The 18,119-nt window shown below is 36.9% G+C and carries 21 protein-coding genes and 1 pseudogene; 4 read left to right on the forward strand and 18 right to left on the reverse strand.

The window, feature by feature from the left end:
- Positions 1-13: 13 nt before the first annotated feature.
- From arsD to ACSR9O_RS03845, 4 genes are all read right to left on the reverse strand, one after another.
- Positions 14-379, reverse strand: coding sequence for an arsenite efflux transporter metallochaperone ArsD (gene arsD / locus ACSR9O_RS03830; protein WP_491723941.1), 366 nt, complete (start codon positions 377-379; stop codon positions 14-16).
- An 87-nt stretch (positions 380-466) separates the two neighbouring features.
- Entirely contained in the window at positions 467-886 is a 420-nt protein-coding gene (gene arsC / locus ACSR9O_RS03835) for an arsenate reductase (thioredoxin) (RefSeq protein WP_406593267.1), read from the reverse strand.
- A 33-nt stretch (positions 887-919) separates the two neighbouring features.
- The gene (locus tag ACSR9O_RS03840; protein WP_406593266.1) at positions 920-2,218 is read right to left on the reverse strand and encodes an arsenic transporter; all 1,299 of its coding nucleotides are present in this window, start codon (positions 2,216-2,218) and stop codon (positions 920-922) included.
- Between the two features lie 17 nt (positions 2,219-2,235).
- Positions 2,236-2,583 (reverse strand): metalloregulator ArsR/SmtB family transcription factor, encoded by a 348-nt coding sequence (locus ACSR9O_RS03845; protein WP_161922778.1) that lies wholly within the window; start codon positions 2,581-2,583, stop codon positions 2,236-2,238.
- 204 nt (positions 2,584-2,787) lie between these two features.
- On the opposite strand from ACSR9O_RS03845, the gene ACSR9O_RS03850 reads away from it, so the two are divergent.
- A complete protein-coding gene (locus tag ACSR9O_RS03850; RefSeq protein WP_491723942.1) occupies positions 2,788-3,444 on the forward strand; it encodes a hypothetical protein in 657 nt (218 codons plus the stop codon).
- Between the two features lie 82 nt (positions 3,445-3,526).
- Here ACSR9O_RS03850 and ACSR9O_RS03855 read toward each other — a convergent pair whose 3' ends face one another.
- The 4 genes and pseudogenes from ACSR9O_RS03855 to ACSR9O_RS03870 form a co-directional block, all read right to left on the reverse strand.
- Entirely contained in the window at positions 3,527-3,931 is a 405-nt protein-coding gene (locus ACSR9O_RS03855; protein WP_491723943.1) for a YozF family protein, read from the reverse strand.
- 327 nt (positions 3,932-4,258) lie between these two features.
- Entirely contained in the window at positions 4,259-4,573 is a 315-nt protein-coding gene (locus tag ACSR9O_RS03860; RefSeq protein ID WP_230162525.1) for a hypothetical protein, read from the reverse strand.
- 77 nt (positions 4,574-4,650) lie between these two features.
- Positions 4,651-4,851: a hypothetical protein gene (locus tag ACSR9O_RS03865; RefSeq protein ID WP_491723944.1), complete on the reverse strand. Its 201-nt coding sequence runs from the start codon at positions 4,849-4,851 to the stop codon at positions 4,651-4,653.
- Between the two features lies 1 nt (position 4,852).
- Positions 4,853-5,091: pseudogene (locus ACSR9O_RS03870) on the reverse strand (protein-tyrosine phosphatase family protein); the annotation flags it as partial.
- 200 nt (positions 5,092-5,291) lie between these two features.
- On the opposite strand from ACSR9O_RS03870, the gene ACSR9O_RS03875 reads away from it, so the two are divergent.
- Positions 5,292-6,257, forward strand: a complete 966-nt coding sequence (locus ACSR9O_RS03875; protein WP_491723945.1) for an arsenic resistance protein — start codon at positions 5,292-5,294, stop codon at positions 6,255-6,257.
- 82 nt (positions 6,258-6,339) lie between these two features.
- Here ACSR9O_RS03875 and ACSR9O_RS03880 read toward each other — a convergent pair whose 3' ends face one another.
- The 4 genes from ACSR9O_RS03880 to ACSR9O_RS03895 form a co-directional block, all read right to left on the reverse strand.
- Complete coding sequence (locus tag ACSR9O_RS03880) at positions 6,340-6,741, reverse strand: MerR family transcriptional regulator (protein ID WP_491723946.1); 402 nt, start codon at positions 6,739-6,741, stop codon at positions 6,340-6,342.
- 77 nt (positions 6,742-6,818) lie between these two features.
- Complete coding sequence (locus ACSR9O_RS03885; protein ID WP_491723947.1) at positions 6,819-7,139, reverse strand: hypothetical protein; 321 nt, start codon at positions 7,137-7,139, stop codon at positions 6,819-6,821.
- 411 nt (positions 7,140-7,550) lie between these two features.
- The gene (locus ACSR9O_RS03890) at positions 7,551-7,970 is read right to left on the reverse strand and encodes a universal stress protein (protein WP_491723948.1); all 420 of its coding nucleotides are present in this window, start codon (positions 7,968-7,970) and stop codon (positions 7,551-7,553) included.
- Positions 7,971-7,991: 21 nt separating this feature from the next.
- On the reverse strand, positions 7,992-9,455 hold the full coding sequence (locus ACSR9O_RS03895) for a SulP family inorganic anion transporter (protein WP_161922783.1): 1,464 nt from the start codon (positions 9,453-9,455) through the stop codon (positions 7,992-7,994).
- A 178-nt stretch (positions 9,456-9,633) separates the two neighbouring features.
- Here ACSR9O_RS03895 and ACSR9O_RS03900 point away from each other — a divergent pair, with 178 nt between their 5' ends.
- Complete coding sequence (locus ACSR9O_RS03900) at positions 9,634-10,176, forward strand: recombinase family protein (protein ID WP_491723949.1); 543 nt, start codon at positions 9,634-9,636, stop codon at positions 10,174-10,176.
- Positions 10,177-10,398: 222 nt separating this feature from the next.
- Here ACSR9O_RS03900 and ACSR9O_RS03905 read toward each other — a convergent pair whose 3' ends face one another.
- The 5 genes from ACSR9O_RS03905 to ACSR9O_RS03925 all read right to left on the reverse strand — a co-directional run bounded on the left by ACSR9O_RS03905 (position 10,399) and on the right by ACSR9O_RS03925 (position 14,528).
- Positions 10,399-11,550, reverse strand: coding sequence for a cation:proton antiporter (locus ACSR9O_RS03905; protein WP_491723950.1), 1,152 nt, complete (start codon positions 11,548-11,550; stop codon positions 10,399-10,401).
- Positions 11,551-11,807: 257 nt separating this feature from the next.
- Positions 11,808-13,181, reverse strand: a complete 1,374-nt coding sequence (locus ACSR9O_RS03910) for an FAD-dependent oxidoreductase (RefSeq protein ID WP_491723951.1) — start codon at positions 13,179-13,181, stop codon at positions 11,808-11,810.
- 68 nt (positions 13,182-13,249) lie between these two features.
- Positions 13,250-13,705, reverse strand: a complete 456-nt coding sequence (locus tag ACSR9O_RS03915) for a MarR family winged helix-turn-helix transcriptional regulator (RefSeq protein WP_053344745.1) — start codon at positions 13,703-13,705, stop codon at positions 13,250-13,252.
- A gap of 19 nt (positions 13,706-13,724) precedes the next feature.
- Positions 13,725-13,973, reverse strand: coding sequence for a hypothetical protein (locus ACSR9O_RS03920; protein WP_491723952.1), 249 nt, complete (start codon positions 13,971-13,973; stop codon positions 13,725-13,727).
- A 21-nt stretch (positions 13,974-13,994) separates the two neighbouring features.
- Positions 13,995-14,528, reverse strand: coding sequence for an arsinothricin resistance N-acetyltransferase ArsN1 family A (locus ACSR9O_RS03925; RefSeq protein WP_491723953.1), 534 nt, complete (start codon positions 14,526-14,528; stop codon positions 13,995-13,997).
- A gap of 330 nt (positions 14,529-14,858) precedes the next feature.
- Here ACSR9O_RS03925 and ACSR9O_RS03930 point away from each other — a divergent pair, with 330 nt between their 5' ends.
- Positions 14,859-16,310 carry a spore germination protein gene (locus ACSR9O_RS03930; protein ID WP_161922787.1) on the forward strand — a complete coding sequence of 484 codons (1,452 nt, stop codon included), beginning with the start codon at positions 14,859-14,861 and terminating at the stop codon, positions 16,308-16,310.
- A 367-nt stretch (positions 16,311-16,677) separates the two neighbouring features.
- On the opposite strand, the gene ACSR9O_RS03935 is transcribed toward ACSR9O_RS03930, so the two are convergent.
- Positions 16,678-18,090, reverse strand: a complete 1,413-nt coding sequence (locus ACSR9O_RS03935) for a SpoVR family protein (protein ID WP_491723954.1) — start codon at positions 18,088-18,090, stop codon at positions 16,678-16,680.
- Between the last annotated feature and the right edge of the window lie 29 nt (positions 18,091-18,119).

Here is an 18,119-nt window from a genome sequence, read left to right on the forward strand (position 1 = left end):
TTTACCTTCTTTCTTATTTCAGTTGATTTAAATCAATGGAAAGACGAGCTTTTGGCTTTTCATTTAACTCTTCAGGTTTTACTTCAAACCATTTCCCAAACTCTTCGTTCGTTGGATAACTTCCCTCTTTTACAATCTGATTATTGACTAAAATAATTGGCAAGACGTCAGGTCCTTTTTCATGTAAAGCTTTATTAATCTCAGGGTTGTCTGCGAACTTAGCTGGCTCATTGGTTAATTGATAACGTTTGATATCAAACCCCTTTTTCTCCAAAGAATAAATAGCGGATGCCACCCTTGTTAATTCAGGATCCACACTCGGTCCACATACGCCAGTTGAACAACACATGGCAGGGTCAAAGATTTCCACTTTCATCATTTGTTCTCTCCCCCTCATATATAATCATTTACTTATACCATGGATAAAAGGAAAGCCGAGAGATCACTCGCGGCTTTTCAATTTTATTTATACGCCCGTTTTAGAGAAACGTTCAATTCTTTCTCCAATTTCATCACGAACACGTTGGAAGGTCGCCCATTTTTCTTCATCGGTTCCTTCCGCTCTTGCTGGGTCATCAAAGCCCCAATGTTCACGTCTCACATGCGGTGGCGTCATTGGACATTTGTCTGCCGCATCACCACATAATGTGACCACAAAATCGGCATTATTTAAAATGTCAGGGTCAATGATATCGGAAGTTTGATTGGTAATATCCATTCCAACCTCGTTCATCGCTTTAACAGCATTCGGATTCAAGCCATGTGCTTCGATTCCTGCACTTAGCACTTGCCATTCGTCTCCTAGATATTTCTTACCCCATGCTTCAGCCATTTGGCTTCTACAAGAGTTACCTGTACATAAGAAGTAAAGTGTTTTTTTAGACATGTTATTTCTCTCCTTTATGAGTAAATGATGTGTTTAGTGAATAATGTTCAACCATATATACAAGCCAACTAATGTAATGAACAATGTTGGGATGGTTAAGATGATACCCGTTTTAAAGTAGGTTCCCCATGAGATTTTCACGCCTTTTAATGAAAGGACATGCAGCCACAATAAGGTAGCCAAAGAACCTATCGGTGTAATTTTTGGACCCAAGTCCGAACCGATGACATTTGCATAAATCAAGGCTTCTCTTATGGCACCTGTTGTATTCGTGTCGGAAATGGCAAGTGCGTCAATCATGACCGTCGGCATGTTATTCATAAGCGATGAAAGAATAGCGGCGATGAATCCCATCCCGACAGTAGCCGCGAATAATCCTTGATCAGCCGTTACTTGTATAAGGTCGGCTAAAATGTTCGTCAATCCAACGTTTCTCAATCCATACACCACGACATACATTCCAATGGAGAAGAACACAATCGCCCATGGTGCGCCTTTTACAACAGTTTTGGTATTAACAGCTGGACTCCGTCTTGCCATAAACAAGAAGAAAATGGCGATAACACCTGCAATGATGGATACAGGAATGCTGAAAAATTCACTGATAAAATAGCCAACCAGCAGAACGCCTAAAACAATCCCAGACAAGCGAAACATTTTCACATCCCGAATGGCATCGACTGGCTTCTTCAATTGAGCCATATCATAATTCTTCGGAATGCTCTTTCTGAAGTACAAATATAATACCAGGATGCTAGCTGCTAATGAAAACAGGTTGGGAACAATCATTCTAGAGGCGAACTCAATAAACCCGATATCAAAAAAGTCAGCAGAAACAATGTTGACCAGATTACTTACCACAAGCGGTAAGGATGTAGTGTCCGCAATAAACCCACTCGCGATGATAAATGGGAAGATCATTTTCTCTTCCAACTTCAAGTTTCGAACCATCGCCAATACAATCGGAGTTAAGATGAGCGCGGCTCCGTCATTTGCAAAGAACGCAGCGACTAGAGCACCGAGAATACTCACATACACAAACATCCTTACTCCATTTCCCTTGGCCGCTCTAGCCATATGTAGAGCTGCCCATTCAAAGAAACCAATTTCATCTAAAATCAAAGAAATAATGATAATAGCAATGAACGCCAACGTCGCGTTCCATACAATACCCGTAACTGTAATTACATCGTTGAAGTCAACAACCCCAACGAGTAAGGCAAGTACCGCACCCCCGCATGCTGACCAGCCGATTGACAATCCCTTGGGTTGCCAGATGACGAATGTCAACGTCAGCAAAAAGATGATACTAGCTAATATAACTGTACCCACTTATGTTATCCTCCTCGTTAGTCACAACAAATTCGTTTTCCTTGTGCTGTTAATTCTTCTAATTTAAAGTTTTGACTTGGCAAATCCTTGATAACCGTTTGAATAAATGAGTAATAAGCGGATGTTTGATTTAACGAGTAAAATATCCATTGTCCCCTTCTCGCTTCATTCACAATTCCGCTATCTTTCAACTTTCGTAAATGTTGGCTAATAGCAGGTTGGCTCATATCAAACAGGTCTACAAATTCACAGACACAACATTCATGTTCAGACATAATTTTCACCATCGTCAAACGTGTTTTATCACCTAAAAGTTTAAGAACGTTTGCCGTAGCTTCTATATCCAACGCTTCATTCGTTTGCATGTTATCCCTCCTAGCCTAATCGAATATATAATTAAATGCTTATGTGGTTATTCAATATCATTGTATAAGCATATTCTTATTTAATCAAGGATTAAATATTCAACAAAATAATTTTTAATTTTAGTCTAGCTTAATTGATTACTTTTTCTCTAGGTACTGGTAAAATTTACTTACTACCATGTATTTAGGGAACGAGGAATGTATATGGGGAATAAATCCGAGAAATTCAAACAGATCGTTATCATTGCTTTTTTGAGCTTATTGATTGTTTCTCCCCTTATTTTACATCCAATCATTACAGCTAAATTAGAAGAAAGGAACGTCTATAACAAGGCTCTTTTGGCCCTAGAAGAACCTGACTATGTGTTAGCTTTGCATTATTTTGAAAAGGTTGCTGATTATAAGGATTCTAGAAAAAAGATGGATACGATTTATCTTGAAATATCTAAACTTGTTCCAGAAATGATTGAAAAAGAAATGTTTTACGAGGGATATTATTTAGATGAGTATATAGAATTCCTATTGAAAGTACCGAAATATGAAAAACAAGCTGAGGAAATGAAGGCAGCTGCGGCATTGGCTGAAGCAAAACATTTAAATAAAGTACGAGGTAAATTGAGTGTGACGGTTCCTTACGAAGGAATGTCTGAAAGCGATATTCGATTTTCTTCCTGGGGAGAACCGACAGAAATAAATAAAGAGGTAAACTATGATTCTTTAAGGGATGATAGAAGAGTTAAACATTATAAATGGGTTGAAAAAGATGAGTTGGGAAGGACCCGTACCATAAAAACGTTAATGGTTAAGCAAGGAGCAGTATGGGGAGAACCAGTGGTTAGCCGTTATTATCAGAATAACTAGGGTTGAATCTGGCAGTAAACGCACAAAAGAGATCCACTATCTATATTAGATTGAAGATCTCTTTAACTTATAGTGAGTTAATTTAAGGAGTAAAAACGATTGTTTCTTTATATTTTCTTCCTGATGCTTTCTTGCCATTTTTTAATGTAACAGGTCCCTCTTCCCAAGTTACAACACATTCCAATTCTTCTGTTTTTTCCTTAACTAGAAAGTTTGTGAAACTAAAGGTTTGGCCAGTGTTCATTATCTCATTCTCCACTTGTGGTGCTAGCCCAAACATTTTCTTGTTACTTGGTTCATTTCTAAAAGCCTCAATATTAACGTTGTATGCTTTATTGCCTTGGTTAGTCACCGACAAGCTATATACTTCGTATTTCCCTTTTTCACTTTGTGCGAAGTGTTTATCTTTGGATGGTTCCAGCAATTCAACTCTCCACTGTTCCGTTTCTTTAGCAGTCGGAACTTTCATTTCAGCTTTTACATGCATTGAAAAAAAGAATGTACATAATAACGAGGTCAACATAATTGCACTTTTCAAAAATTCCACCTCCATATTTTGTTATACATTTAATATCACCATACATGAATGAACTATCCATGATTAAGGGTGAGCCTTGAACAAAATATCGGCAGAACCTTAGAAGTTTTTTAGGAATTTATTAATGTTGGTGGATGAGTCATGGCTGCGTTCAATTTGGTGAATCGCCGATTCTTGCGATTCATCAGTATCGTCGCATAAGGCATATAGTTAACAAATAAAAAAAGACAGTTTACCACGCTGCCTCTTTTTGTATGGGTTAAAGAAAACGCAGAATTATTTCATCTTATCTAGTGAAATTATTCTATGTTTTAATTCTGAATTCATATCTAAAACACCTATCACAATTTGATTATCTTCCGTCAATGTTATGTATCTGAAATAATCATCATCAGAAATCAACAAATCGGTGTCATTCGTCGTTTTTTCCATTTTGGCAAATACATCTACTGTGTACTCAAGGTGAAAAAAATCATCAAATCCCTTGCTTGAGCTACCTACCCAGGTATACAGAAAATCTTTCAGTGTGATTTGTTCAATTCCCGATAATTGTTTCTTAAATTTTAACTTATCTACTGTTACGCTTATCATCTTTCATCACTCCTTAACGAGTCTTAATTATATATATTGAAGTCTCCTCCAACAATGCTATTTGCGTAACAATCCGTTTACAGTTTAGTTACTAAGGGGCAGGTTTGTTGAAGAATAATATCCATATTCTCCCTAAAGACTAAATGATTATTTTCTGATAAAATGATGTGAATTTGAGGGCCGCAACAACCTGCAACCGAATATAGACGAATTCCTTCTGCATCATTTTCATTTAAAACATTTTCTAAAAGTTGTTTGGCACCCTCTGTAATTTTCATATTAAATCCTCTTCATTTCTGGTTTCACCTTAATTTTAGGACGTGCGGACTTAGCCATTTCCTCTGCTTCTTCAATGGACTTTGCCTTTCCTAAAGTCAACAAGGTTCCAACCGCAACGGTTCCTGTGCGATTGCTTCCTCCAGCACAATGAAAATACACTTTCTTTCCTACATTATAGGCTTTTACGACATGATCGCTTGACTTTTTTCTTGATGTTCTGCATCATCCACGATGGGACTTTACACACGGTTATAATCATTTCCTTCATGGGCTCCTGCACGTCAATCAATAATAAAAATGATTTTCTCAGTAATTGTCGGGTGCCATAAAAATAACTTCATCTGCGTTTTCTGAGAAATGTGAACCCTTTGATTTCTCATTTTATTATGTTTATAGTTACATAGTAATCCATAAAAAAAATTAGAGGATAGGGGATATTATGATTACGAGAGAACAACTTGAACATAACCAAGTTTGGCTATATATCATTGTATTAGTGATAGCAGCTGGATTTGGATTAATGGCTCCTGATGTTGGAGGACAGTTAGATATTACGATTTCTTTCGTCATTGCACTTTTAATGTATAGCATGTTTTCACAGATTCCATTTGTATCTTTAAAAAAAGCACTTGGAAACCGTCGTTTTATAGGGGCTTTATTAACGGTTAACTATATTGCAGTGCCGAGTGTGGTATGGCTTCTATCAAAGTTACTCCCAGACCATCCACCATTGTTACTTGGGATTTATTTAGTTTTACTGACCCCATGTATTGACTATGTCATTGTTTTTACATCACTAGGTCGCGGAAATGAAAAGCTGATACTGATGGCAACACCGATCCTCTTCATTACGCAAATGCTCCTGTTACCTTTGTATTTATGGGTGTTTATGGGGGAGGAAGCAGCAGAAATAGTGGAACCAGGTCCATTCCTTGAAGCCTTTTTCGGTCTCATCGTTATTCCACTTGGAATCGCTATTGCCATTCAGCTATTCGCAAAAAAGGCACCTGTCGGCAATAGAATATTAGATCTATCAGCATGGCTCCCTGTTCCGTTCATGGCACTTACTCTTTTTGTTGTCGTAGCGTCTCAAATTGGCAAATTATCTACCTACATAGACCAAATCATCCAGGTCATTCCGATATATATTGCTTTTATGATCATCATGCCGATAATTTCTCGATTCATTGCTAAGTGGTTTAAGCTCGATACAGGATCAGGTCGTGCCCTTATTTTCAGTGGATCAACTCGCAATTCGCTTGTGGTTCTTCCTCTTGCCTTAGCTTTGCCCGATGAATTAAGTACGCTGGTAGCAGCCGTCATCGTCACCCAGACAATCGTCGAGCTTGCAGGTGAACTGGTTTACATTCGGATCGTACCTAATCTACTCTTGCGTGAAAAATAAGCCTAGATCCTTTTGATTTGTAACAAAAAAGCCGATTCCTTCATATAAGGAATTCGGCTTTAACATTAAATAAACCTAACCATCAACTACAAGTACCATCCGATTTGACCTTTGTAAGACACTCTGACCATGTAAGACATGTACACTTTAATCCATTTTCTAAAATACCCAACATGGTGTTAATTTGTTTCTTCTTTTCCTCTAACTCCGAACGCTTTTTGTTTGCCATCTGTTTCCATCTCTCTGATGGGGAAACGGTAATATCGAACCCCTCCAAGAGGACCGTAATTTCTTGGTTACTGAATCCAGAAAGCTGGGCCGCTTTAATAAACCTTAATCGGTCTAAAATCTCTATGGTATAACGTCTTTGTCCATTCACTCTTTCAGTAAATGGTATCAATCCAATCGATTCATAATAACGAATGGCTGAAGGATTTACTTCAGCTTTTTTTGCTAACTCCCCAATCGAAAGAGTAGCATCCATAATAAGCACCTCTTCTACTCTTGACTTAAAGCTTACTTTAACTATTATACTTAAAAATGAATTAAGAATGGAGGATTTTAAATGAGAACTTTTTTTGCTGGAATTGGAGTAGTGGGCTTATGTGCACTCTGTTGTTTATTTCCTTCCCTTTTCGTTGCCGCAACAGCTGGAATAGTAGGAATTGGTCTTGGTTTTTGGAAATGGGGAGTAGTACTGATTTCTTTATCAGTAGCTGTTTTTCTATTTATGAAAAAAAACCGTACCTGTAATACAGATACTGGGTGTAATTGTTCCTCGGGGTCTTGCTCCCACAAAAAATGATTTAAAGGAGTCTTTATTATGACAGATTGCAATTGTAAAAGTTCATCGGAGATCGCATGTAAAATTTCAGTTTTCAATCCAGAGGAGAAATCTCGTTATGATATAATTCGAAAGGATTTGACTACCAACTTATCCTTCGAAAAAACCACTTCTGGCTATACATTTCATTTCCCCAATAAGCCTTCCCTGTTAATAAAAATTGTCGAATGGATTTCTTTTGAAAATCGATGTTGTCCATTTATTAGTTTTTCATTACATGTTAGTGGTGAATCAGAGATGATAAAGGTAGAACTAAAAGGGAATGAAGCAGTCAAGCATCTCTTAAAAGAAGAATTTCACTTAGACTAATAACTCCCCTAGACCATTAAGGTTTAGGGGAGTTTGCTATTTTTATTCTTAAACTGAAACTAGAGGAAAGTACAAGCGTTGCTTTTTCTAATGGAGGTAGAGACAGGTCAACGATCATTATTTGATATTAGAGATTCATTCTATTTCACTATAAGAACAGGACACTTAACTCTTTTCACCACTTTATGACTTACACTGCCCAATACCATCTCTTGTAATGAATTTAGTCCTCGGCTACCTATAATCACCAAATCAAACTTCCCTTTATTGGCATATTCGACGATGGTTGGACCTGGTTCTCCTCGTAAAACCTTAAAAGTGTATGACACATTATTGGTTTTCAACCGTTCTTCAATAGGCAAAAGTTTCTTTCGTCGGGAAAGTTCTAATTCTTCTTTTCCATAGGAATGAAGAACTTCGTCCTTTGCCTTAGAAAAGTCAACTACATATACCAATACAATGGTACAATTTTCAATCAAAGAAGCAATCTTAATTGCTTCTTCCGTTGCCCGCAATGAATGTTCCGACCCATCTACCGCTAATAAGATGTTTCTATACATATTTTTGCTCCTTTTCTTAAATTAATGTGATGATAATTTAGGATTGGTTTGATTATATATAGCTAACTTTTCCACTAACCTTTTACTAGCTGAATCTAACCCTTTAATGGTTACATTATTATTATTCTCACGATATTTTAGGACCACTTTGTCGATGGCTCCTACGGCTGAATCATCCCAAATATGTGCATTAGAAAAATCAATTATGATATTTGTATTTTGGACGCTAAAATTAAAGGACTCTACAAATCCTTCAACAGATGCAAAAAACAATTGACCTTCAACCTCAAAAATTTTATCTGAATCATTAAGTCGTTCTTTTACTTTTATGGTTGAAATTTTTGCAACAAAGAATATTGCGCTTAAAATAACCCCTGCAATAACACCTTTTGACAAGTCATGCGTTGCAACTACGATTATGACGGTTACCAACATGACTACTGCATCACTCTTTGGTGCTTTTACTAAATAGGTAAACGAAGACCAGTCGAATGTTCCAATAGACACCATAATCATGATACCAACGAGAACGGGCATTGGAATTTGTACAACTAGATCTCCCAAAACAATAATTAAAAAGATTAAAAACAAGCCAGCAGTAAGGGTAGAAAGTCTTCCACGCCCTCCTGATTTCACGTTGATTACAGACTGTCCAATCATGGCACAACCCGCCATACCTCCAAAAAATCCAGTAATGATATTGGCTATCCCTTGTCCTCTGGATTCTTTGTTCTTTTTACTTTCCGTTCCTGTCATATCATCAACGATGGATGCTGTTAATAAGGACTCTAATAAGCCCACAATAGCTAACGCGATTGAGTAAGGAAAGATAATTTTTAGGGTTTCAAAAGAAAATGGTACGTCAGGAATGAAAAAAGAGGGCAATGATTGTGTGATAGCACCTAAGTCTCCAACTGTCCGTAATTCCGCACCTGAAAAGATTGAAATAGTTGTTAGAACAATAATGGCTATCAATGGTGCAGGAATCGATTTAATAAACCTCGGAAATACATAGACAATTACTAACGTAATGGCTACGAAAATGTATGTTAGCGAGGATATGCCAAGAAAATGCGGGACTTGAGCCATAAAGATGAGAATGGCTAATGAATTGACAAAGCCAATCATAACAGCCCTTGGAATAAATTTCATGAACCTTGCGATTTTAAATACTCCGAAAATCACCTGGATTACACCTGTTAATATCGTTGCTGCCAATAAGTAATTCAATCCGTGTTCCTTCACCAATGGAACCATTAGTAATGCCATGGCACCTGTTGCAGCTGAAATCATTCCTGGGCGCCCACCTACAAAGGCAATAATCACTGCAATACAAAATGATGCATATAATCCGACCATTGGATCTACTCCAGCAATGATGGAAAAGGCGATTGCCTCTGGAATTAAGGCTAAAGCAACAACAATCCCCGCCAGGATATCCGCTCTAACATTAGAAAACCATTCTTGTTTTATTTTTTCTACCACTTCTTTACACCTCATGTCTTTTTATTTTCTCACTCATACTGTTTACAAGTTGAATTCGAATTTAATAAACCTAGTCTAACATCAACTTTCCCAAAATGGAACCTTTTTAGGACTTTTTTAAAACGGATAAATATTATGGTATGATGAAAGAAACGTAGAAAAGTAAGGGAGAGTCTTAATGTTAATTGGATATATAAGACCAAATGAAGATGACCTTGATTGTAATATTCAACGAAATATTTTAATGAAATTTCATTGTGAAACAATCGTATCTGAGGAACATTCATCCGCTAAAAGAAGAACACAACTTGATAACATGATGAACACCCTCGATCGAGGAGATAAAATAGTCGTGACAAATCTATTTGCTTTAGCAGACTCTACACGGCATTTAGTTGAATTATTAGAAATAATTAATGGTAAAGGAGCTTTTCTCCACTCACTTAAAGAGGACATTGACACACATCATCATTCTGGATATCCATTTTATGATATCGTCAAACACCTTTTAGAATTTCAAAGTGATGTGATCAGCGAAAAAACAAAAAAAGGATTATCCGAGGCAAAACAAAAAGGAATTACAACAGGTCGACCTAGAAAACCCGATGAAAATGTAAAGCGTGCCATTATTATGTACCAAAGTAAAAAGTATAGTCTAGCTGAAATTAAAAACGAAACAGGGATTAGTAAATCCACCTTATATAGATACTTAGAAAATTAACTTTACTAATTCGCATATTCCTTTAAAAGGCTTTATTTTTGAAAACCCCTTCTAACCAATGCGAAAAACAGGGGAATCCACTTGAATTCCCCTGTTGGTGCTTTATATGTTTTACGTTCAGTAACCGCAAATCAAAAATCTATAAAAAACTATAATGACACAGAAAAAAGCGGTGGAATTCAATAAAAATTCGCACCGCTTTTATGATCAATTTTTTATTACTTACGCAGCCTTAGCCTGTTTATCTTTTACAAGCAAATATTTTAACATTGGCGGTGTTACGATAGTGGAAACAATCACTACAATAATAATTGATGTATAATATTGCTCTGCTAATAAACCTGAACTTAATCCAATGGTCGCAATAATCAAAGCTACTTCTCCTCTAGATACCATTCCAGCTCCAATTACAAGGGAAGAACGAGTGTTAAATCCAGTTAATCTAGCACCCAATCCAGCTCCAATTAATTTTGTCAAAATAGCAAGGATTGATAAAGCAACGATAAAGAAAACATACTCCGATAATCCTTTAAAGGAAACTGAAAGTCCTATACTTACAAAAAAGACAGGAACGAATATGGTATAAGCGATAGGCTCAAGCTTTTTCTCGACCTGCTTTTTATATTCAGTTTGTGAAATGGCTATACCTGCTGCAAATGCCCCAATAATCCCTGCAACACCAAGATATTCTGCAATATAAGCAAAGAGAAGACACAATACAAGAGCTATACTCATTACAGGCTCGGTAATTCTTAGTGAGGAGAGTTTTCTCATAATGAAAGGCACGAACTTCCACCCCAACAGTCCTATAATTAAGAAAAACACGATTTTTTTCCCTATTACTAATCCTAAACTGACATCACTTGCTGTTAAAAAGCTCATCATGACAGCTAAAGAAACCACCACGAGGATATCATCCACCAAAGCTGCCCCTAAAACGGTTGTGCTTTCTCTGCTTTTTAAATAGCCAAGTTCCTTAAATGTTTGAACAGAGATACTTACAGAGGTTGCTGAAAGTAGCAGTCCAAGAAAAAGAGCATGGCTTGGTTCCATGCCTATAACAATTCCTGAAACATATCCACCAATTAAAGGCAGTACAATACCAAATACACCAACAGCGACAGAGGAATTGCGATTTTTGTTTAAATCACCAATATCCGTTTCTAATCCCGCAAGGAACATTAATAATAGAACTCCAATATGGCTAAATGAATCAATCACCTCTGAACTTTGTACCCAATCTAGCATGGCTGGTCCAATAATCACACCAATTATCAATTTACCTAATACGGATGGCTGCCCTAAACGAACAGCTACATCTCCTGCTAGTTTGGTGCTAATAATAATGATCGCCAATTGAAGAAATAACTCCATATTTGCCTCCTCCTATACACTTAAAAAAGACAGAAAGAGCCTGTCAGTGACAGGCTCCTCCAAGTGTTCTCGATATTTTTTTATACAAGTATTATAACACAACTACTTTAACTAAGTAAAACAATAAAGTGCCATTTAAATACATAAGAGATTCAAATAATTTCAGTAATCCTTGTTCGTAACGTCTAAATCACGTCTCTTAAGTGAATGACCATAACTTTAGAAAAACCAGTCTGGTTCATCAGACTGCTTTTGGTTTATTCGCAACAAGAGTTATTTTTAATTTCCAATCTCGCTAGAACGGGGCTGCCACAGCAAGAACCATCCTTCGTTTCAGTTGCTGGAATATCAGAGTCGCATGAGCTAGATGTCAGATTCACACTGCAAACTCCTGTTTCAGGGAGTTCCAAGTGTACTTCTTTTGCCCCCTCTACATCCCCTGTGAGATAAGCCACCACGGAACGGACTTGTTCGTAGCCAGTAGCCAGTAAGAATGTAGGTGCTCTTCCATAACTCTTCATGCCAACAATGTAGAAGTTCTTTTCAGGGTGTCGTAATTCTTGTTCACCATGCGGCCGCACGGTTCCACAACTATGAATATTGGGATCAATTAGCGGAGCAAGCTCTTCTATGCTTTCCACAGCTGAATCAAGGTTTATCCTTATTTCATTTAAAAAGGATGTATCAGGTCTGAAACCCGTACTCACAACGATTTCATCGATATCATAGAGTGTGAATTCTTCTCCGTTTAGTTCTCCCATCACAGAGATTTTACCATTTGTTGGATACACTCCGTTAATATGAAAGGGAGTAAGAATGTTGATTCGTCCAGACTCCACTAATTGCTGAATTCTAATGCCCAATTCTCCACGAGCCGCCAAGCCATCGTTTTCTTGCCCGCCGTACACTTCATTAATCTGTTTTTTACGAAGAACCCAGTAAATCTTTGTATCCGTATATTTTTCCTGTAAGTTGGCCAGATCTAATAGAGCATTTATGGCAGAATGACCGCTTCCGATCACCACGGTGGTTTTATTTTGATATCTGTTTTCTAATTGAACGACATTTGGAATGCCATAGTGAATTTGATTGTGTAATTTTCTCTCGGCATTCGTCCAGATACCATTTGAAAGGATAGGGTTCGGATTGGTCCAAGTACCTGAGGAATCAATCACTGCTTTTGCTTCAATGACTGTTGTGTCATCATTCACTTCTACATACAATTGAAAGGGAACCGTATCCCGTTTTCCTGTTTTTAATTTATCGTGAGCCTTTTTGGCAACGCCGACTACTTTTGCCTGTAAGATGATCTTTTCTTTTATTTCTGGAAGATTACTCAGTGGAAGAAGGTACTCTTCCACCAGTTCGCGACCTGTTGGCAAAGCACTTTCGTTTGGTGACATCCAACCAGCGATCTCCAGTAATTCCTTTGCTTCTTTATCCATATTATACTGCCATGGGGAAAACATTCTGACGTGTCCCCACTCCAGCATACTGGAACCAACCGAGTCGCCTGCTTCTAATACGATAAACTTCTCCCCTTTTTTTAGTAAGTGGGCGGCAGCGGCCAGCCCCACAGGACCTCCACCTATGATTGCTACGGGTAATGCACTTTTATCAAATTGAACCATCATTATTCCCTCCTATATTATCATTTCTTAAAAAAGTTGTAATTTGCAAGTATTGTCGGAAAATTATACTACCCCCAAGGAGTAGTACAACATACGGAAGACTTCAGCATTCGATCATTAAGCAATGTCAGAGAACGCACGACTGATTCCTTTTCAAACTCATTCATCGTCTTAAAGATCTCATTCAAGTAATCATTCATTTGTTGATCGATGGTTTGATTGATTTTCACGCCTTCATCGGTCAGAGAAAGGATAGAAATTCTCCGATCTTCCGCATCAGGGGTTTTTGTGACTAAATTCAATTTTATTAGAGATTGGATTTGTCGACTGAACGTCGTAATATCCGTTCCCAATGTTTCTGCAATTTGCTGGATGGAAGCCTTATTTTGTCGATTTATTTCATACAGGATATGGCTTTGAACGAGTGATATCTCAATTCCATCAGCGCTGCAACAATTTTTATTCAATAATCCAAAACGTCTAGTTAAGAGTTGGAAGAGACCTCTAAGGTTTTCATTTTCCATTACTTTCACCTCACTTTATTTATACGCTAATTATTTGCATTTTGCAACTATTTAATTCAACTTTTTTTGTAGATCCTTTTAGCTTGTTAAAAGCCCTCATGAAATTTCGGTGAGTTTGCTCGCCGTAATAGCACGCTTCTCCTTTAAAAAAGTTGGTTTCGATGAATTCTTTTGCCTTTTCCACCACAGGTTCGCGAGAAGTTAAAACCAGTTTGAAATAGGCATCAAAATAACCAACAGACAATACGCTTGAATGGTTCACTGTCAAAATCCCTACCCCCCTTTTTATTTACAGTAATTTCTCCATAGCCATCACATCGACAAATTCCCCGTCTAAAATTCCCTGGTTCTTAAACACTCCCACTTCGCGATACCCCCGTTTTTTGTACAATCCTTGACCCATCTGGTTAAAGGAAAAGGTGAATAACACAATTTTATTGAAGTCATTTTCTGTTGCGAGCTTTTCGATGGATTGCAGCAATAAACCGCCAATCCCTTTTCCTCGATGATCTCTTGAGATATAAACGGATAAATCGGCAACCCCTTTATAAGCATCGCGATTGTTATATGGATTCAAGGAAGCCCATCCAACGATTTCTCCATCTTGCTCGGCGACAATTACCTTATATCGACCGCTGTGTTTGGCAAACCATTCCTCCATGTAGATTTGATCCTTCAGTTCCGTTTCTAACGTGGCAATTCTATCCTCAATCCCTTGATTGTAAATTTCTTTGATGGATTCTATGTCCCTTTCTATCGCTTCACGAATGATCATACCTTCCCCTTCCCCTTCTCCTTTCCCTTGAAAACGCAAATTTTTCATTACAACTATTCTATATCCAATTTATAACACTAATACTTGCAATTTGCAATTATAATTTATAAAATTCACATTTTAAGTGATACAAACATTACGTTTTCGCAAAATCATTAGTGGGGTTCCTCGTATTTAGAGTTAATACGAGGAAAAATTGTAATGCAATTTACTATTCAAACCACATTGCTATTAAGCTTTATGGTTCTTATTTGTTTATATGCAAAAAACTTCGGCAATTGCCCGAGGTTTTTAACGGGAGGGAGTTTAGTTGAATAAGGATAAAATTTTAAATATTTCCACAAGCTAAAGAGAATAACACTTTAAGGGTGAAATAGAATGATTAAAAATGAATTGCAAGAATGTTTTCAAGAAAATATTAGCAATATAAAGAATACATTTCACCATACATCAGACCTTATCGTTAGAAAAATAAAAACGGGCTTCAAAAGTTCTTTCGAAATCAACATTGTCTATTTGGATGGAATTATTGATACAGACCGCATACAGGAATATGTTGTCAAACCATTATTAGAGCCGTTTAAGACTGTAAAGTTTAATGAATCACTTATTGATCAAGTTATCGAAAGAATGATTGAAGCAACTGATGTGAAAACCACGAATCAGTACAAAGACTTAATAGAAGCTATCGTACAAGGAAATACCATTATATTGATTAATGGGTATAGAAAAGGAATTATCATACCATCAGCCAATTGGAAGGAAAGAAGCCTTGAAGAATCACTAGGAGAACGCTCACCAAAGGGACCAGTTATTGGGCTAACAGAACAAATGAAAACAAATATTAATTTGTTAAGAAGTACAATAAAAACTCCCGATTTCTGTGTAGAAGCAATGGAATTTGGGACAATCTCCAAAACAGCAGTTTCAATATTATTTATAGAAGGTATTGTTGATAAAGGAATTTTAATAGAAGTACGAAAGAGGCTAAAAAGTCTAAAAATAAAGTATTTATTAAATTCAAAAGTTGTGGAAGATGTATTGGAAGGAAAACCAAGAACAATTTTCAATTTAGCAAGAACTTCAGGACGAATTGATGGAGTTGTATCCTCATTATATGAAGGAAAAGTAGCAATAATTGTAGATGGTTTCCCTAATGCTATCATTGCACCCACACTTTTTATGGATTTATTACAGGCACCAGATGAATATCACATAAAAATGGGTCGGTTTTCAAATCGAATAATAAGAATGATTTGCTTTTTCTTAGCTGTATACTTACCTGGTGTTTATATTGCGATAGCAAATTTTCATAAAGAAGATTTAACTAACAAAATTTCAAAGGCACTTATATCTAAAAGTGAGTTATTACCAACCTTTTGGGAAATTGCTCTTCTTTTATTTATCATAAGAATATTATTAGATGCTTCATATCGTATTCCGAAAAGTTCGGTGATTTTGCTTTCCTTAATCGGAACAATCGTAATAGGCGAAACAGCTGTTACGGCAAAACTAATTCATCCACTTAGTCTCATAATAGTAGGTATAACAACTATTTCTAGTTTTCTACTCGCTAACAGAGGAATGCTTGCTGCTGAAAATACTTTAAGACCTCTTTTTTTGATTATTGCTAATTTTTTTGGATTTAACGGATTAATCATCGCTGCAACAATTCAAATAATTTATATGGTAAGCCTTAAATCTTTGGGTGTTCCCTATCTTTCCCCTTTGATTCCGTTTAGGATACAGGAATTGAAAGATACAATTTATAGGGGAGATTTACAGACACTAATTAATAGCAAACATACTTATACTGAGGATGATGATTAATTTTTTTGTTATTATAGTCACAATTTGCAAAGAACACTAAAACATTAACTGTACAAGTCAACATATCTTGATCTTGGCTTTTTTGTCCCAATTTCGAACATAAATGCAGGTGCGAAAACATAAGTTGGTTGGTCCCTTGTTTAACTAACACTAAAGAAGACCACTTAATAGGTGGTCTCTTTTATTAGTTCAAAAATCAAAATTAGTCTTTAACAAAGCCTTCAAAAGCAAAGCAATCATAAAAAGCTGAAACATGTCTTCTCTTAATTCGTCCTATAAAAAAAGTTACAAGCAATGTAATTCCATTCGGAACACATTGCTCTTTATTCTCTTTTAAAAAGGTTTTATTGTAGTTTCTAAAGTTTCGTTATAGATTTTTACGGTGCATACTAGTTCCGTCATACGAGAATCGAACGGCTTTCTCCTCAACCCTCGTCTCCAAATTAACCCCTCTACCCCAAAGCTGATAAATATATGGAAGGACCTTCTCCAAATATTTCATATCCAACTCAATACCTTCATATTCATGCTTCAAATACAACTCACCGTTTCGCATGTAATCGCCATCTTGGACTGTGAGGTATGGAAACCCACCATTGACCCGCATATTAACGAGTTGATCGCGTACTTGGGTCCAATCTTTATCAACGACTTTATAGTCTTTTCCTTGTTTTTGAAATAAGTACATATCTTCCCTTGTGACCAGATCTTTTGTTAGGTAGTTTCGTAGAAAGGAAATATCTGATTCCACTTCCCTCACTTCGAATATCTGCTGACGACCTGATCCTGGCTCCACACCTTGTCTTATCATTTCTTCTGTTGGGTTGTTATAGCGTTCTTCGATGTCTTCAAATATTTTCAAGCCTAAATAATAGGGATTGATACTTGTTGGTGAAGGTTGTACAACTCCAGCGTTTAGCTTCGCAAACTCAATTGATTCACCAGATGTTAAGTCCATTTCCCGAAGAATCCGTTGGTGCCAATAGCTAGCCCAACCCTCATTTAAAATTTTCGTTTCAAGTTGCGGCCAGAAATAAAGCATCTCCTCACGCATCATGGTCAAGATATCACGCTGCCAGTCCTCTAGTTCATGACTGTATTGCTGAATAAATAACAATAGGTCCTTTTGTGGCTGTGGAGGAAATTTCCCGTCCTTCCTTACTGATGAGTTTTGTTTTGGTCCTGCTGTTTTCTCTAATCCCCATAAATCATCGTAAGGGGTAACCACATGTTTTACTTCTTCCTCTTCATCCTCAAATGTGATGGTGGAAGCAGGACGGAGAAGAGCAGGATCAATATGCTCCTCGATCGCTAATACCGCATCTAAAAACGTTTCAACCTCTTTCTTTCCATATTGGATTTCATATTGGTGAATGCGATTTGCTGTCGCAGCCATACTTTCCACCATATCTCGATTTGTATTTTGAAAACGAATATTATTTTTGAAGAAATCACAATGTGCCAAGACATGAGCCACAATTAACTTATTTTGAATTAACGAATTAGAGTCTAATAAAAAGGCGTAACAAGGATTAGAGTTAATAACTAATTCATAAATTTTACTCAAACCAAAATCATATTGTAACTTCATCTTATGAAATTGTTTTCCAAAGCTCCAATGGGAATAACGCGTTGGCATACCGTAAGCACCGAACGTATAAATGATTTCACTTGGACAAATTTCGTATCTCATCGGATAAAAATCCAATCCAACACCCTTGGCAATCTCTGTTATTTCATCAATCGCCCGACTCAAAGCCTCTTGTTCATCTACTTTCACATAGTTCCCCCCTTAATCCTCTTCTCACA

The organism is Peribacillus sp. B65 (assembly GCF_058513295.1).

Bases quoted from the DNA above. Each gene is read 5' to 3' on its own strand.
- arsD (WP_491723941.1), bottom strand. From the start codon at position 379: ATGATGAAAGTGGAAATCTTTGACCCTGCCATGTGTTGTTCAACTGGC.
- arsC (WP_406593267.1), bottom strand. From the start codon at position 886: ATGTCTAAAAAAACACTTTACTTCTTATGTACAGGTAACTCTTGTAGA.
- ACSR9O_RS03845 (WP_161922778.1), bottom strand. From the start codon at position 2,583: ATGCAAACGAATGAAGCGTTGGATATAGAAGCTACGGCAAACGTTCTT.
- ACSR9O_RS03850 (WP_491723942.1), top strand. From the start codon at position 2,788: ATGGGGAATAAATCCGAGAAATTCAAACAGATCGTTATCATTGCTTTT.
- ACSR9O_RS03855 (WP_491723943.1), bottom strand. From the start codon at position 3,931: ATGCATGTAAAAGCTGAAATGAAAGTTCCGACTGCTAAAGAAACGGAA.
- ACSR9O_RS03860 (WP_230162525.1), bottom strand. From the start codon at position 4,573: ATGATAAGCGTAACAGTAGATAAGTTAAAATTTAAGAAACAATTATCG.
- ACSR9O_RS03865 (WP_491723944.1), bottom strand. From the start codon at position 4,851: ATGAAAATTACAGAGGGTGCCAAACAACTTTTAGAAAATGTTTTAAAT.
- ACSR9O_RS03875 (WP_491723945.1), top strand. From the start codon at position 5,292: ATGATTACGAGAGAACAACTTGAACATAACCAAGTTTGGCTATATATC.
- ACSR9O_RS03880 (WP_491723946.1), bottom strand. From the start codon at position 6,741: ATGGATGCTACTCTTTCGATTGGGGAGTTAGCAAAAAAAGCTGAAGTA.
- ACSR9O_RS03890 (WP_491723948.1), bottom strand. From the start codon at position 7,970: ATGTATAGAAACATCTTATTAGCGGTAGATGGGTCGGAACATTCATTG.
- ACSR9O_RS03900 (WP_491723949.1), top strand. From the start codon at position 9,634: ATGTTAATTGGATATATAAGACCAAATGAAGATGACCTTGATTGTAAT.
- ACSR9O_RS03905 (WP_491723950.1), bottom strand. From the start codon at position 11,550: ATGGAGTTATTTCTTCAATTGGCGATCATTATTATTAGCACCAAACTA.
- ACSR9O_RS03910 (WP_491723951.1), bottom strand. From the start codon at position 13,181: ATGGTTCAATTTGATAAAAGTGCATTACCCGTAGCAATCATAGGTGGA.
- ACSR9O_RS03915 (WP_053344745.1), bottom strand. From the start codon at position 13,705: ATGGAAAATGAAAACCTTAGAGGTCTCTTCCAACTCTTAACTAGACGT.
- ACSR9O_RS03925 (WP_491723953.1), bottom strand. From the start codon at position 14,528: ATGAAAAATTTGCGTTTTCAAGGGAAAGGAGAAGGGGAAGGGGAAGGT.
- ACSR9O_RS03930 (WP_161922787.1), top strand. From the start codon at position 14,859: ATGATTAAAAATGAATTGCAAGAATGTTTTCAAGAAAATATTAGCAAT.